Source organism: Mycobacterium triplex, assembly GCF_000689255.1.
In the GTDB taxonomy this organism is placed as follows: Bacteria; Actinomycetota; Actinomycetes; order Mycobacteriales; family Mycobacteriaceae; genus Mycobacterium; species Mycobacterium triplex.
Genome location: NZ_HG964446.1, coordinates 3,797,534 through 3,811,887, shown reverse-complemented (window position 1 = coordinate 3,811,887; position 14,354 = coordinate 3,797,534). Strand labels below are relative to the sequence as shown.

Genomic DNA, 14,354 nt, shown 5'->3' with positions numbered 1-14,354 from the left:
CGCCGTCACAGTTCCGGCTGATCGGGCCGTTGGTTGCTGAGTCGAGATTTCTTGCGGCGCAACAACACTCGTCTGCTGCCGTCGTTATACAGCCGCACTCGGGTCAGCTCCCAGCCGCGGTATTCGGCCTCGATGGACAGCCGGATGGAGGCGCTCAGCCGGGTCACGTCCGGCGGCAGGCGCAGCGGCACCCACTCGTAGTCGTCGGACATGTCCGAGACCCAGCCAGCCGGCAGCCGACTCCACCGCGGCGCCGTCAACGCGTTCCCGCCGCGCGCTCGATGACCTGGACCCCCGCGCCGGACCCCGATACCACGTACAAGGTGTCCGAAGCCTCGTCAAAGGCCAGCGAGTTGGGTTGCTGCACAGTTGGGTAACGCACCTTTTCGACGGGAATTCCGGTTGACAAATCGTAACCAATAACCATATTCGATGCGGTTTGAGACACCCAGGCCAAATCGCGCGAGCCGGCCAATCCGTACGGGGCCTGCCGCACCGGGTAGGCCTGCCGCAGGATCAGCGGGTCGACGCCGTACACCAGCAGTTCGTCGCCACGGGTGTCGGCCACCAGGACGCGGCCCACCGGGTCGGCGGCCATCGTGGTTGCGCCCGTGCCGGCCCGCAGCGACTGCGCGACACGGCCGTCCGCGCCGATCGTCGTCACCGAGGTCTGCCCGCGATCCAGGACCACGATCGTATTTCCTTGTGTGACAAGCCAATCAACCCGAGCAAAGATCTTCTTCCGGTTCTCGACGGCCGCGCCGCCGGACGCCAGGATGTACACCGCGCCGTCGGCGCTGCCCAGCACCAGCTTGCCGTCGGCCCGGCGCGCGATCGCGGTGTACTCCACGCCCGCTGCATCGGCGAGGTTCGCCTGCGTGGCGTGGCCGGCGGCCAGATCGAGGACGAAATAACCGCCGCGAGCGGCCAGGTAGGCCGTGCCGTGGCCGTCGCCGGTGATCGCGGTCGCCGGGCCGGGCAGTCCGATCACCCGCGGCGCGAGCTGCCCCGGACCGAACACCGCGACGCTGGCGGGCGCGCCCGAACCGGCGCCCGGGGCCAACACCGCCAGCTGGTGAGTGGCGTCGTCGAAGACCGTCGCTACCCCGACAGCGGCCAGCGGCCGCACCACACCGGCCGGATGCTGCGACGTCGGCGGCGACTGGGCCGGACGGGCCGCTTCGATGGTCGGCGGGGCGCTGTCGAGTGGATTCGATGAACAGCCAGCGACCAACAGCAGCAAAGTTATCAGGCCAACGAAACGTCGTTGAACTGCTAGTTGCTTAGCTTCGTGACGTGATAGCAAAAACCAACCTTGAATCGGCGGACATTAAATACAAATTCTAAGGAACGGTTCCGCATCCAATAGGGCCATGTCGCCCACATGTGGCCGTACTGGAGAGGTATGGTCGGATTATGACCGTCACCGCTGACCGGCATACCGCAGACAAAGAGTTTGCTGTCGAAGACATTTCGACAGGAATCTTTGCGAGCGGATATGGGCAAGTTGGTGATGGGCGCAGTTTTTCGTTTCACATCGAGCATCGCTCACTCGTCGTCGAAATTTACCGGCCGTGCCTCAACGGGCCCGTTCCGCAGGCCGAGGACGTGGTCGCGACGGCGGTGCGGGGTCTGGTCGACATCGATCTCACTGACGAGCGCAGTTTGACCGCCGCGGTGCGTGACGCGGTGGCCGCAGCGGTCCCCGTCCCTCGCTAGTCGCCTCCGTAAGCCACGACCTGCGTTCGGTACGGTCGTCGTCGTGACAGCGGTTGCGGCGATGTCGTGGTGGCAGGTCGTCGTGCTGTCGGTGGTGCAGGGGTTGACCGAGTTCCTGCCGGTCTCGTCGTCCGGGCACCTGGCGATCGTGTCGCGGGTCTTCTTCGCCGGTGACGCCGGCGCCTCGTTCACCGCGGTCAGCCAGCTGGGCACCGAGGCCGCCGTGCTGGTGTACTTCGCGCGCGACATCTGGCGCATCCTGACGGCCTGGTTCCGCGGCCTGGCCGCCGAGGCGCGCCGCGACCTCGACTACCGGATGGGCTGGTACGTCATCGTCGGCAGCATCCCGATCTGCGTGCTGGGGTTGTTGTTCAAAGACGAGATCCGTTCCGGCGTGCGCAATCTGTGGGTGGTCGCGACGGCGATGGTGGTGTTCTCGGCCGTCATCGCGCTGGCCGAACACCTGGGCCGCCAGACCCGTCACGTCGAGCAGCTGAACTGGCGCGATGCCGTGGCGGTCGGGTCGGCGCAGTGCCTGGCGCTGATTCCGGGCGTGTCCCGGTCCGGAGCCACGATCAGCGCCGGGCTGTTCCTGGGGCTCGACCGGGAACTGGCCGCCCGCTTCGGCTTCCTGCTCGCCATCCCCGCGGTGTTCGCGTCGGGGCTGTTCTCGCTGCCGGACGCCTTTCATCCGGTCACCTCGGGCATGAGTGCCACCGGCCCACAGCTGCTGGTGGCCACCCTCATCGCGTTCGTCATCGGACTCGGCGCAGTAGCCTGGTTCCTGCGCTTTTTGGTGCAACACAGCATGTACTGGTTCGTCGGCTACCGGGTGGTGGCCGGGGCCGTCGTGCTGATCCTGCTGACGAACGGAACGGTGGCCACGACGTGACTGTGATCCTGTTGCGCCACGGCCGCTCGACCTCGAACACGGCGGGTGTGTTGGCCGGCCGCTCCGAGGGCGTCGACCTCGACGACAAGGGCCGCGAGCAGGCCGCGGGACTGATCGACCGCATCGGCGACCTGCCGATCCGCGCCGTCATCACCTCGCCGCTGCTGCGCTGCCGGAACACGGTCACGCCGCTGGCCGAGGCGCTGTGCCTTCAGCCGCTCGTCGAAGACCGGCTGGCCGAGGTGGACTACGGCGAGTGGACCGGCCGCAAGATCGGCGAGCTGGGCAAGGAGCCGTTGTGGCGGGTCGTGCAGGCGCATCCCAGCGCGGCGGTGTTTCCCGGCGGTGAGGGGCTGGCGCAAGTGCAGGCGCGGGCGGTGGCCGCGGTGCGCGAACACGACCGGCGGCTGGCCGAGGAGCACGGCGGTGATGCACTGTGGGTGGCTTGCACGCACGGTGATGTCATCAAGTCGCTGATCGCCGACGCCTACGGCATGCATCTGGACGGCTTCCAGCGTGTCACCGCCGACCCGGCGTCGGTGAGCGTGATCCGCTACACCCCGCTGCGGCCGTTTGTGTTGCACGTCAACCACACCGGTGGACGGTTGGCCGCCGCGCTGCGGGCCGGGCCGCCGCCCGACGCCGAAAGCGACAAATCAGAAGAGCCGCAACAAGAACCGGCCGACGCAGAGCAGTCGAGCGACGCGGTCGTCGGGGGAACCACTGACTAACTCGGTTGCACCAACCGCATCGAATCGCCTTGCGACGGCAACAGCCGGTATTTTGGAGGTGCCATGGCTCGCGCAATCCATGTATTCCGCACACCCGACCGCTTCGTGGCCGGGACCGTCGGTCAGCCCGGAAATCGCACCTTCTACATCCAGGCGGTGGGCGATTCCCGGGTGGTGTCGGTGGTGCTGGAGAAGCAACAGGTCGCGGTGCTCGCCGAGCGCATCGGGGCGCTGCTGCTCGAGGTGAATCGCCGGTTCGGCACACCCGTCCCGCCGGAGCCGGCCGAGGTCGACGACCTCAACCCGCTCATCACGCCGGTCGACGCGGAGTTCCGGGTCGGAACCATGGGCCTGGGTTGGGACTCGGAAGCCCAAACCGTCGTGGTCGAACTGCTGGCCGTCACCGACGCCGAATTCGACGCCTCGGTGGTGCTCGACGACACCGACGAAGGCCCCGACGCGGTGCGCGTGTTCTTGACCCCGGAGTCCGCGCGGCAGTTCGCCACCCGGTCCAATCGCGTGATCTCGGCTGGACGTCCGCCCTGCCCCCTGTGCGACGAACCGCTGGACCCTGAGGGCCACATTTGCGCGCGCGCCAACGGTTACAAGCGCGGTGCGCTGCTCGGGTCTAACGATGAACCCGAGGAATGACGATCGCGAGGTCTTGCGGGACGGCGAACTGACGGTTCTCGGACGGATCCGCTCGGCCAGCAACGCCACCTTCCTGTGCGAGGCCACGCTCGGCGAGTCCAGCGTGCACTGCGTCTACAAGCCGATCTCCGGCGAACAGCCGCTGTGGGACTTCCCCGACGGGACCCTGGCCGGCCGCGAACGCGCCGCGTACCTGGTGTCGACGCAATTGGGCTGGAACCTGGTGCCCTACACCATCATTCGTCACGGACCGGCGGGCCCGGGCATGTTGCAGCTGTGGGTGAAGCAGCCCGGCGACGAGGTGGACAGCGATCCGCGGCCGGGACCGGACCTGGTGGACCTGTTTCCCGCCGGCCGGCAGCAGCCGGGTTACCTGCCGGTGCTGCGGGCCCAGGATTACCGCGGTGACGAGGTCGTGCTGATGCACGCCGACGACATTCGCTTGTGGCGGATGGCGGTGTTCGACGTGCTGGTCAACAACGCCGACCGCAAGGGCGGGCACGTGCTGCGCGACCTCGAGGGCCACGTCTACGGCGTCGATCATGGGGTGTGCCTGCACGTCGAGAACAAGCTGCGCACGGTGCTGTGGGGGTGGGCCGGCAAGCCGATCGACGATCAGACGTGCAAGGCCGTCGCCGGCCTGGCCGACGCGCTGGGCGACGAGTTGGGCGACGCGCTGGCCGAACTGATCACCCGCACCGAGATCGCGGCGCTGAGCATGCGGACGCACGCGCTGCTGGACAACCCGGTGATGCCCGTCCCCAATCGGCATCGGCCCATTCCCTGGCCCGCCTTTTAGGGCCCGGCAATGCCGTCGGCGATACTGAAGCGGTGAGCCCGGCTGCCGAGGAGATGACTGACGCCGAATTAGCCGCCGATCTCGCCGCCGACGCCGGCGAGCTGCTGCTCAAAGTGCGCGAGGAGGTCGGCTTCGGTCATCCCTGGATGCTCGGCGACGCGGGCGACAGCCTGGCCAACGAGCTGATCCTGCGACGGCTGCGGGCCGAGCGTCCCGACGATGCGGTGCTCAGCGAGGAAGCCTACGACGATCTGAAGCGGCTCCACCACGACCGAGTGTGGATCATCGACCCGGTGGACGGCACCCGCGAGTTCTCCACCCCGGGGCGCGACGACTGGGCCGTACACATCGCGCTGTGGCAGCGTCCCACCGACGGGCGACGCGAAATCACCGATGCGGCAGTCTCTTTGCCCGCGCGGGACAACATCGTGTATCGAAGTGACACCGTAAACGACAGCCGGGCGCGGGTCGGGATCCCGCACACGTTGCGCATCGCCGTCAGCGCCACCCGGCCGCCGGCCGTGCTGCACCGGATGCGGCAGTCGCTGGCGATCCAGCCGGTGGCGATCGGATCCGCGGGCGCCAAGGCGATGGCCATCATCGACGGCGACGTCGACGCCTACCTGCACGCCGGCGGCCAATGGGAATGGGATTCGGCGGCACCGGCCGGGGTGGTGATGGCCGCGGGCATGCACGCGTCGCGGCTGGACGGCTCGCCGATGCGCTACAACCAGGAGGACCCGTATCTGCCCGACTTCGTGATGTGTCGGGCGGAGGTGGCGCCGATCCTGCTCGGCGCCATCCGCGACGCGTGGCGCTGACCACCGGGCCTAGCCCGATTGCCCGCCTTCTCAGCCGCCCGCTGCGCGGGCCGCATCGTCGGCGGGCCTAAAGTCGACAGCATGCAGTCGTGGTCTCCCGCACAGGTTCCGGTGCTACCCGGACGCGGCCCCGAGCTACGGCTTTACGACACCTCCGACCGCCAGGTCCGCCCGGTGGCGGCCGGGTCCCCGCCTGGTTCAGCGGCCACCATGTACGTGTGCGGGATCACGCCGTATGACGCCACGCATTTGGGCCACGCGGCCACCTATCTCGCCTTCGACCTGGTCCACCGGCTGTGGCTGGATCTGGGGCACGACGTGCACTACGTGCAGAACGTCACCGACGTCGACGATCCGCTGTTCGAGCGGGCCGCGCGCGACGGCGTCGACTGGCGTGAGCTCGGCGATCGCGAGGTGGCGCTGTTCCGCGAGGACATGGCCGCGCTGCGGGTGCTGCCGCCGCGCGAGTACGTCGGGGCGACCGAAGCCATTCCCGAGGTCGTGGAACTCGTCGAGAAGATGCTGGCGTCCGGAGCGGCGTACGTGGTCGATGACGAACACCCCGACGTCTACTACCGCGCGGACGCCACGCCGCAGTTCGGCTACGAGTCGGGCTACGACCGCGAGACCATGCTGCGGCTGTTCGCCGAGCGCGGCGGCGACCCGGACCGCACCGGCAAGACCGACCAACTCGACGCGCTGCTGTGGCGTGCCGAGCGGCCCGGGGAGCCCAGCTGGGCTTCACCGTTCGGCGCGGGCCGGCCCGGCTGGCATGTCGAATGCGCGGCGATCGCGCTCAGCCGCATCGGCAGCGGGCTGGACATTCAGGGCGGGGGCCGCGACCTGGTATTCCCGCATCACGAGTTCACCGCCGCGCACGCCGAATGTGTAAGGGGTGAAAGGCGATTCGCCCGTCACTATGTGCACGCCGGAATGATCGGCTGGGACGGGCACAAGATGTCGAAGAGCCGCGGCAACCTGGTGCTGGTGTCGGCGCTGCGCGCGCAAGGTGTTGAGCCGGCGGCGATTCGGCTCGGTCTGCTGGCCGGGCACTACCGCGCGGACCGGTCGTGGAGCCAGCAACTGCTCGACGAGTCGGCCATCCGGCTGCAGCGCTGGCGCACCGCGACGACGCTGCCCGCAGGCCCGGATGCCACCGACGTCGTCGCCCGGGTGCGCAGGTATCTGGCCGACGACCTCGATACGCCCAAAGCAATCGCGGCACTTGATGGTTGGACCACCGACGCGCTTGAGTACGGCGGACACGACGAGGAGGCGCCGAAGTTGGTGGCCACCGCGGTCGATGCGCTGCTCGGGGTGGAACTGTAATCGCGGTTGACCCGGTCACCAATGCGTGGCGGTGGCCGCGACCCGCTTGCGAACCAAAAACCATCCCCCGATCAGCGCCGGGATGATCACGATCAACGCGGCGACGGTCGAGGTGCCCGCCGGTTCATCGAACGCCATCAGCACCACTATGCCGACCAGGAACACCAAGGTGAGGTAGCCGCTGTACGGGGTGAACGGCATCCGGAAGCCGGGGCGTTGCAGGGTGCCCGCTTGGGTTCGCTTGTAGAACCGGAGCTGACACAGCACGATCATGCCCCAGGACGCGATGATGCCCAGCGCCGCGTCGTGGAGCACGATCTCGAAGGCCTCGCCGGGATTGAAAGCGTTGAGCGCGATCCCGCCAAGGCAGATGACGGCGGTCATGGCGATACCCCCGTAGGGCACACCGCGTTTCGTCATTCGCATCGCGAATTTGGGGCCGCTGCCGCTCACCGCCAGTGAATGCATGACGCGGCCGGTCGAATAGAGTCCGGCGTTCAGGCTGGACAGCGCCGCGGTGAGGACCACGATGTTCATCAGGTCACCGGCTCCGTGGAAGCCGATCTTGGAGAAGAACGTGACGAACGGGCTCTCGCCGGCCTTGTAAGAGGTGTAGGGCAGCAGCAACGCCAGCAGCGCGACCGATCCGACATAGAACACCGCGACGCGCAGGATCACCGAATTGATCGCGCGCGGCATGATCTTTTCCGGCTCGGCGGTCTCGCCGGCGGCAATGCCCACCAATTCGACACCGGCGTAAGCGAATACCACTCCAGAGGCCGTCACCAGCAGGGGCACCACACCGGTCGGGAGCATCCCGCCATGGTCGGCCCAGATGCCGGGTCCGGTCTCATGTCCCTCGATGTGAAATCGCCCGGCCAGGAACACAATTCCCACGATCAAGAAGGCGACGAGTGCCACAACCTTGATCAGTGCCGCCCAGAACTCGAACTCGCCGAACCATTCGACGGAGATCAAGTTCATCGACAACACCACCACCAACGCGATCAGGGCGAGCACCCATTGCGGGACCGGCCCGAAGGCCGTCCAGTGATGCAGGTAGGTGGCGATCGCGGTGGTGTCGACGATCGACGTCATCGCCCAGTTCAGGAAGTACATCCAGCCGACGGCGTAGGCGGCCTTCTCGCCGAAGAACTCGCGTGCGTAGGACACGAACGAACCCGACGACGGACGGTGCAGCACCAGCTCGCCCAGCGCGCGCAGCATGAAGAACACGAAGATTCCGCAGAACGCGTACACCAGGAACAGCCCGGGACCGGCCTTGACGAGTCGGCCGCTGGCACCGAGGAATAGCCCGGTGCCGATCGCGCCGCCGATCGCGATCATCTGCAGCTGCCGGGGCTTGAGGCCCTTGTGATAGCCGGCTTCCTCGTTGAGAGGTGCCGACGGGTGTGGATCGGGCTGAGGCGTCTCGGGCAGCGCGGTCATGGGGGTCCAATCGTCGTCGTTCGCCCAATGTCTAGCGTGGTTTGCCAGCGATCTTTTCGTAGTCGGCACAGGAGGGCAACAGGAGAAGCCGCTCGATCACCGCCCGAATCCCGGACGGCGTCGGCGCAAGTAGCGCTCGAACTCGGCGGCCAGCGCATCGCCGTCGATCTTGCCCAGGGCTTCGTTCACGTCGACCTCCGCGTCGCCGCGTTCCTCCAGCGACTGCACGTAGTCGGCCAGGTCCTCGTCCTCGGCGGCCATCTCGGTGACCGCCAACTCCCACTCCTCGGCTTGAGCGGGCAAATCGGCCAGCGGAACCTCGATATCGAGCACGTCTTCGACGCGGCGCAGCAGCGCCACCGTCGCCTTCGGGTTCGGTGGGTGCGACACGTAGTGCGGCACCGCGGCCCAGAACGTCACCGCCGGGATCCCGGCCGCCACGCAGGCGTCCTGGAACACCCCGGCGATTCCGGTCGGCCCTTCGTAGCGGGTCTCCTGCAACCCGAACCGTTCCGCCGACTCGGGGGAGTAGGCCGCACCCGAGACCGGCACCGGCCGGGTGTGCGGGGTATCGGCCAGCAGCGCGCCCAGGATCACGACCGTGTCGACGTTGAGCTTGTCGGCGATGGCCACCAGCTCCGCACAAAACGTGCGCCAGCGCATGTTGGGCTCCACGCCGTGCATCAACACGATGTCGCGGTCGCTGCCGGGCGGCCGGCAGTGCGTGATCCGCATCGCCGGCCACACCAGTTCGCGGGTCACCCCGTCGACCTGCCGAATGACCGGGCGGTTCACCTGGTAGTCGTAATACGCTTCGTCGTCGATCTCCACGATCGGCTGGGCTTCCCAGATCGCGTCCAGATGCTCCAGCGCGTCGCTGGCCGCGTCACCGGCGTCATTCCAGCCCTCAAACGCCGCCACAACAATCGTGTTGTGGAGGTCTGGCAGCGCAGAAGCTTCCGGGCCACGATCCGGCGGAGTCACAGAATCAGCCTAAGGCCTGCGGCCCGCCGACCGCCCGCAGCCGCGCGGCGGGAGCACGACTGCCCAGCACACCAGGGCATTTGCATAGACCGACTATCCTTGTGAGGTGATTGCTGCGAGCGGCGACAACCGACGTCGAGACGAAATACGCTCGTCCGCAATCTGGTTAACCTTGGTAACTACCTGGGCGTCCAGCCGTTGGGGGACGACGTAGACTTTCCACCGTCGAGAGGCGTTGCAACGGTTCTCCGGTCTCTACCGGTTTCCGCCACGCTCGGCAGAGTCAAGGACGCCTTCCGTCATGGAAGGGACTTACGTGAGCGACTTCGAGCCGAATATCCGCCCCGACTGCACCGACGAACTGACGGCTGCTCTGCGCCAGCGGATCATGGTGATCGACGGCGCGATGGGCACGGCGATCCAGCGGGACCGGCCGGACGAGGCCGGCTATCGCGGTGATCGGTTCACCGAGTGGCCGACCGCCCTGCAGGGCAACAACGACCTGCTCACCCTGACGCAGCCGCAGATCATCGAGGGCATTCACCGCGAGTACCTCGAGGCGGGCGCCGACATCCTGGAGACCAACACGTTCAACGCGAACGCGATCTCGCTCTCCGACTACGACATGGCGGACCTGAGCTACGAGCTGAACTACGCCGGCGCCGCCCTGGCCCGCAAGGCCGCCGACGAGTACAGCACCGCGTCCAAGCCCCGCTACGTCGCCGGCGCGATCGGCCCGACGACGCGGACCGCGTCGATCTCGCCGGACGTCAACGACCCCGGGGCCCGCAACGTCTCCTACGACCAGCTGGTCGCTGCCTACCTCGAATCCGCCAACGGCCTTGTCGATGGCGGTGCCGACCTGCTCATCATCGAGACGATCTTCGACTCGCTGAACGCCAAGGCGGCGGTGTTCGCCGTCGAGACGCTGTTCGAGGACCGCGGACGCCGCTGGCCGGTGATAATCTCGGGCACCATCACCGACGCTTCCGGGCGGACATTGTCCGGCCAGGTCACCGAAGCATTCTGGAACTCGATCCGGCACGCGAAACCGCTCGCGGTGGGCCTGAACTGCGCCCTGGGTGCGCCGGAGATGAGGCCCTACATCGCCGAGGTGGCGCGGATCGCGGACACCTTCGTGTCCTGCTACCCGAATGCCGGCCTGCCCAACGCCTTTGGCGAATACGACGAGTCCCCGGAGGCTCAGGCCGGTTATATCGCCGACTTCGCCGAAGCCGGCCTGGTCAACCTGGTCGGTGGCTGCTGCGGAACCGCACCGCCGCACATCGCCGAGATCGCCAAGGTCGTCGAGGGCAAACCGCCGCGCGAGCTGCCGCAGATCGACGTCGCCACCCGCCTGTCGGGGCTGGAGCCGCTCAACATCACCGACGATTCCCTGTTCGTGAACATCGGGGAGCGCACCAACATCACCGGCTCCGCCCGGTTCCGCAACCTGATCAAGGCCGAGGACTACGACACCGCGCTGTCGGTCGCTCTGCAGCAGGTCGAGGTCGGCGCGCAGGTCATCGACATCAACATGGACGAGGGCATGATCGACGGCGTCGCCGCGATGGACCGGTTCACCAAGCTGATCGCGGCCGAGCCGGACATCAGCCGCGTCCCGGTGATGATCGACTCGTCCAAGTGGGACGTCATCGAGGCCGGCCTGAAGAACGTGCAAGGCAAGCCGATCGTCAACTCGATCTCGATGAAGGAGGGCGAGGAGAAGTTCATCCGCGAGGCCCGACTGTGCCGCAAGTACGGTGCGGCCGTTGTGGTGATGGCCTTCGACGAGCAGGGGCAGGCCGACAACCTGGAGCGCCGCAAGCAGATCTGCGGGCGCGCCTACCGGATCCTGACTGAAGAGGTGGGCTTCCCGGCCGAGGACATCATCTTCGACCCGAACTGCTTCGCGCTGGCCACCGGTATCGAAGAGCACGCGACCTACGGGATCGACTTCATCGAGGCCTGCGCCTGGATCAAAGAGAACCTGCCCGGGGTGCACATCTCCGGCGGTATCTCGAACGTGTCGTTCTCGTTCCGAGGCAACAACCCCGTCCGCGAGGCGATCCACTCGGTGTTCCTGTTCCACGCCATCAAGGCCGGCCTGGACATGGGCATCGTCAATGCCGGTGCGCTGGTGCCCTACGACTCGATCGACCCCGAGCTGCGGGACCGCATCGAGGACGTGGTGCTGAACCGTCGCCCGGATGCGGCCGAGCGGCTGCTGGAGATCGCCGAGCGGTTCAACAGCACGGAGAAAGCGGACGACCCGGCCGCGGCGGAGTGGCGCAGTCTGCCGGTGCGCGAGCGGATCACCCACGCTTTGGTCAAGGGGATCGACGCCCACGTCGACGCCGACACCGAGGAATTGCGGGCCGAGATCGCCGCCGCGGGCGGTCGCCCGATCGAGGTGATCGAGGGGCCGCTGATGGATGGCATGAACGTCGTCGGCGACCTGTTCGGCTCGGGCAAGATGTTCCTGCCGCAGGTGGTGAAGTCGGCCCGGGTGATGAAGAAGGCCGTCGCCTACCTGCTGCCGTTCATCGAGAAAGAGAAAGAGCAGAACGGCACTGCAGCGGCGAAGGACACCAACGGCACCATCGTGATGGCGACCGTCAAGGGCGACGTCCACGACATCGGCAAAAACATCGTCGGGGTTGTGTTGCAGTGCAACAACTTTGAAGTGATCGACCTCGGTGTGATGGTGCCCGCCGAGAAGATCCTGGCCGCGGCCGACGAATACGACGCCGACATCATCGGGTTGTCCGGCCTGATCACCCCGTCGCTGGACGAGATGGTCAACTTCGCCGCCGAGATGGAACGCAAGGGGCTGCAGATCCCGCTGCTGATCGGTGGCGCGACGACCTCGCGCGCTCACACCGCCGTGAAGGTGGCGCCGCGTCGTTCCGGTCCGGTGGTCTGGGTCAAGGACGCGTCCCGCTCGGTGCCGGTCGCTGCGGCGCTGCTCGACGACAAGCAGCGGCCCGCCCTGCTGGAGGCCACCGAGAAGGACTACGCGTCTCTTCGGGAACGGCACTCGCAGAAGAACGAGCGGCCGATGCTGACCCTGGAGAAAGCCCGCGCGAACCGGACGCCGATCGAGTGGGACGGCTACATACCGCCGGTGCCCGCGATAGGTGCGGGAGTACGGGATTTCCATGATTACGACCTCGCCGAGTTACGCGAGTACATCGACTGGCAGCCGTTCTTCAATGCGTGGGAGATGAAGGGCCGCTTTCCCGACATCCTCAACAACCCGGCCTCGGGCGAGGCCGCCCGCAAGCTCTACGACGACGCCCAGCAGATGCTCGACACCCTGATCAAGGAGAAATGGCTGACGGCCAACGGGGTGATCGGGTTCTTCCCGGCCAACGCCGTCGGAGACGACATCGAGGTCTACACCGACGACACCCGGACCGAGGTGCTGACCACGCTGCACAACCTGCGCCAGCAGGGCGAGCACCGCGACGGCATCCCGAACCGGAGCCTCGGCGACTACATCGCGCCCAAGGCCACCGGTCTGGCCGACTACGTCGGCGCCTTCGCCGTCACCGCGGGCCTGGGCAGCCAGGAGAAGATCGCGGAGTTCAAGGCGGCCCTCGACGACTACAGCGCGATCCTGCTGGAGTCGCTCGCCGACCGGCTGGCGGAGGCATTCGCCGAACGGATGCACCAACGGGTCCGCAAGGAATTCTGGGGATTCCAGCCCGACGAGCAGCTGGACAACGACGCACTCATCGATGAGAAGTACCGGGGCATCCGCCCGGCGCCCGGCTACCCGGCCTGCCCGGAGCACACCGAGAAGGTGACGCTGTTCAAGTTGATGGACGTCCACAAGCGCACCGGCATCGAGTTGACCGAGTCGATGGCGATGTGGCCCGGCGCCGCCGTCAGCGGATGGTATTTCTCGCACCCACAGTCGCAGTACTTCGTGGTCGGCCGGATGGCCCAGGACCAGGTCGCCGACTACGCAAAGCGTAAGGGCTGGACCCTGGCCGAGGCCGAGCGCTGGCTCGCCCCCAACCTCGGGTACAACCCGGAGGACTGAGCGCCGGGTCAGCCCAGCACTGCCGACAGGTAACCGGAGGATCCGCCGAACGAGGCCAGCTCATCCTGCGGGAGCTGAAAACCGTTGGCGGAGAAGGCCTGTTCGGTCGTGGTGATGTCGACTCGCCACCCGCGCTCGCTGAGGTACTCGCCGGCGACATTGCGATCACCGGTGTAGAACAACTCGGCCAGGTTGATCTTGGAGCCGATGCGCCGCGACCGCTCGGTGAGCTTGTCCGCCCAATCCGCGGGAATGTTGCGAAAGTCCATGTGCTCGCAGGCAATTCGGCTGCCCGGCGCCGAGAGTGCGGCGACGTTGTCGAACAAGCGGTCCTGCGCGTCCGGCGGCAGGTAGACGAGTAGGCCCTCGGCGCTCCACGCGGTCGGCTTCGCGGGATCGAGTCCGGCGCCGACGAGCGCGGCGGGCCAGTCCTCGCGCAGGTCGATCGCGACCGTGCGACGTTGCGCGGGCGGCTTGGCGCCCAGGTCGGCGAGCGTGCGGGTCTTGAATTCGATCACGCCCGGCTGGTCGATTTCGTAGACCACCGTGTCAACCGGCCACGGCAGCCGGTAGGCCCGGGTGTCCAGGCCGGACGCCAGAATCACGGCCTGTCGCACGCCCGCGTCGGTGGCTTGGGTGAAGAAGTCGTCGAAGAACCGGGTGCGCACGGTGATCTGCTCGAGCACGGCCTTGCGGTTCATCACGGGATCGTCGGTGTCACCCAGCTTTCCGTCGATCAGCTTGATGAAGGTATCGCTGCCCACCGCGCGCACCAGGGGCTCGGCCCACGGGTCGTTCAGCAACGCATTGGGCCCCTGCGAAGCCATCGCGCGCTGGGTCGCGACCGCCGTCGCGGTCGCGCCGACGCTGGACGCCAAGTCCCAGGTGTCATTCTCGGTGCGCGCCATGCCAGTTCCTTTCGCGTGCG

The 14,354-nt window shown here is 67.2% G+C and carries 13 protein-coding genes; 8 read left to right on the top strand and 5 right to left on the bottom strand.

All coding sequences use genetic code 11. The annotated features are described in order from the left end of the window. Positions 1 to 5: 5 nt before the first annotated feature. Both BN973_RS17685 and BN973_RS17680 read right to left on the bottom strand, forming a co-directional pair. Entirely contained in the window at positions 6 to 260 is a 255-nt protein-coding gene (locus BN973_RS17685; protein WP_036469768.1) for a DUF5703 family protein, read from the bottom strand. Then, on the bottom strand, positions 257 to 1,306 hold the full coding sequence (locus tag BN973_RS17680; protein ID WP_036469767.1) for a YncE family protein: 1,050 nt from the start codon (positions 1,304 to 1,306) through the stop codon (positions 257 to 259). Before BN973_RS17680 ends, BN973_RS17685 begins: the two co-directional genes overlap by 4 nt. Before the next feature lie 110 nt (positions 1,307 to 1,416). Between BN973_RS17680 and BN973_RS17675 the strand changes: the two genes are divergently transcribed. From BN973_RS17675 to mshC, 7 genes are all read left to right on the top strand, one after another. Then, positions 1,417 to 1,719: a hypothetical protein gene (locus tag BN973_RS17675; protein WP_036469765.1), complete on the top strand. Its 303-nt coding sequence runs from the start codon at positions 1,417 to 1,419 to the stop codon at positions 1,717 to 1,719. A gap of 61 nt (positions 1,720 to 1,780) precedes the next feature. Beyond that, complete coding sequence (locus BN973_RS17670) at positions 1,781 to 2,611, top strand: undecaprenyl-diphosphate phosphatase (protein ID WP_036469762.1); 831 nt, start codon at positions 1,781 to 1,783, stop codon at positions 2,609 to 2,611. Beyond that, positions 2,608 to 3,342 (top strand): histidine phosphatase family protein, encoded by a 735-nt coding sequence (locus tag BN973_RS17665; protein ID WP_036469759.1) that lies wholly within the window; start codon positions 2,608 to 2,610, stop codon positions 3,340 to 3,342. Before BN973_RS17670 ends, BN973_RS17665 begins: the two co-directional genes overlap by 4 nt. Positions 3,343 to 3,405: 63 nt before the next feature. Further along, positions 3,406 to 3,993: a DUF3090 domain-containing protein gene (locus tag BN973_RS17660; protein WP_036469757.1), complete on the top strand. Its 588-nt coding sequence runs from the start codon at positions 3,406 to 3,408 to the stop codon at positions 3,991 to 3,993. Beyond that, complete coding sequence (locus BN973_RS17655; protein WP_036469756.1) at positions 3,977 to 4,792, top strand: SCO1664 family protein; 816 nt, start codon at positions 3,977 to 3,979, stop codon at positions 4,790 to 4,792. The genes BN973_RS17660 and BN973_RS17655 overlap by 17 nt, the downstream gene beginning before the upstream one ends. A 53-nt stretch (positions 4,793 to 4,845) precedes the next feature. After that, the gene (locus tag BN973_RS17650; protein WP_036469754.1) at positions 4,846 to 5,613 is read left to right on the top strand and encodes a 3'(2'),5'-bisphosphate nucleotidase CysQ; all 768 of its coding nucleotides are present in this window, start codon (positions 4,846 to 4,848) and stop codon (positions 5,611 to 5,613) included. 81 nt (positions 5,614 to 5,694) lie between these two features. Beyond that, a complete protein-coding gene (mshC, locus tag BN973_RS17645; protein WP_036469752.1) occupies positions 5,695 to 6,942 on the top strand; it encodes a cysteine--1-D-myo-inosityl 2-amino-2-deoxy-alpha-D-glucopyranoside ligase in 1,248 nt (415 codons plus the stop codon). Positions 6,943 to 6,957: 15 nt separating this feature from the next. Here mshC and BN973_RS17640 read toward each other — a convergent pair whose 3' ends face one another. Next, positions 6,958 to 8,391, bottom strand: a complete 1,434-nt coding sequence (locus BN973_RS17640) for an amino acid permease (protein WP_036469749.1) — start codon at positions 8,389 to 8,391, stop codon at positions 6,958 to 6,960. Between the two features lie 96 nt (positions 8,392 to 8,487). Next, entirely contained in the window at positions 8,488 to 9,375 is an 888-nt protein-coding gene (locus BN973_RS17635) for a PAC2 family protein (RefSeq protein WP_036469747.1), read from the bottom strand. Between the two features lie 301 nt (positions 9,376 to 9,676). Between BN973_RS17635 and metH the strand changes: the two genes are divergently transcribed. After that, positions 9,677 to 13,426 (top strand): methionine synthase, encoded by a 3,750-nt coding sequence (gene metH / locus BN973_RS17630; protein ID WP_036469745.1) that lies wholly within the window; start codon positions 9,677 to 9,679, stop codon positions 13,424 to 13,426. Positions 13,427 to 13,434: 8 nt separating this feature from the next. Here the strand turns inward: metH and BN973_RS17625 are convergent, their stop codons facing one another. Continuing rightward, the gene (locus BN973_RS17625) at positions 13,435 to 14,334 is read right to left on the bottom strand and encodes a class I SAM-dependent methyltransferase (protein ID WP_036469743.1); all 900 of its coding nucleotides are present in this window, start codon (positions 14,332 to 14,334) and stop codon (positions 13,435 to 13,437) included. Positions 14,335 to 14,354 lie beyond the last annotated feature (20 nt).

Coding starts and splice junctions, on each gene's coding strand:
- BN973_RS17625 (WP_036469743.1), bottom strand. CDS start 14,334: ATGGCGCGCACCGAGAATGACACCTGGGACTTGGCGTCCAGCGTCGGC.
- metH (WP_036469745.1), top strand. CDS start 9,677: ATGGAAGGGACTTACGTGAGCGACTTCGAGCCGAATATCCGCCCCGAC.
- BN973_RS17660 (WP_036469757.1), top strand. CDS start 3,406: ATGGCTCGCGCAATCCATGTATTCCGCACACCCGACCGCTTCGTGGCC.
- BN973_RS17670 (WP_036469762.1), top strand. CDS start 1,781: ATGTCGTGGTGGCAGGTCGTCGTGCTGTCGGTGGTGCAGGGGTTGACC.
- mshC (WP_036469752.1), top strand. CDS start 5,695: ATGCAGTCGTGGTCTCCCGCACAGGTTCCGGTGCTACCCGGACGCGGC.
- BN973_RS17655 (WP_036469756.1), top strand. CDS start 3,977: ATGAACCCGAGGAATGACGATCGCGAGGTCTTGCGGGACGGCGAACTG.
- BN973_RS17675 (WP_036469765.1), top strand. CDS start 1,417: ATGACCGTCACCGCTGACCGGCATACCGCAGACAAAGAGTTTGCTGTC.
- BN973_RS17650 (WP_036469754.1), top strand. CDS start 4,846: ATGACTGACGCCGAATTAGCCGCCGATCTCGCCGCCGACGCCGGCGAG.
- BN973_RS17640 (WP_036469749.1), bottom strand. CDS start 8,391: ATGACCGCGCTGCCCGAGACGCCTCAGCCCGATCCACACCCGTCGGCA.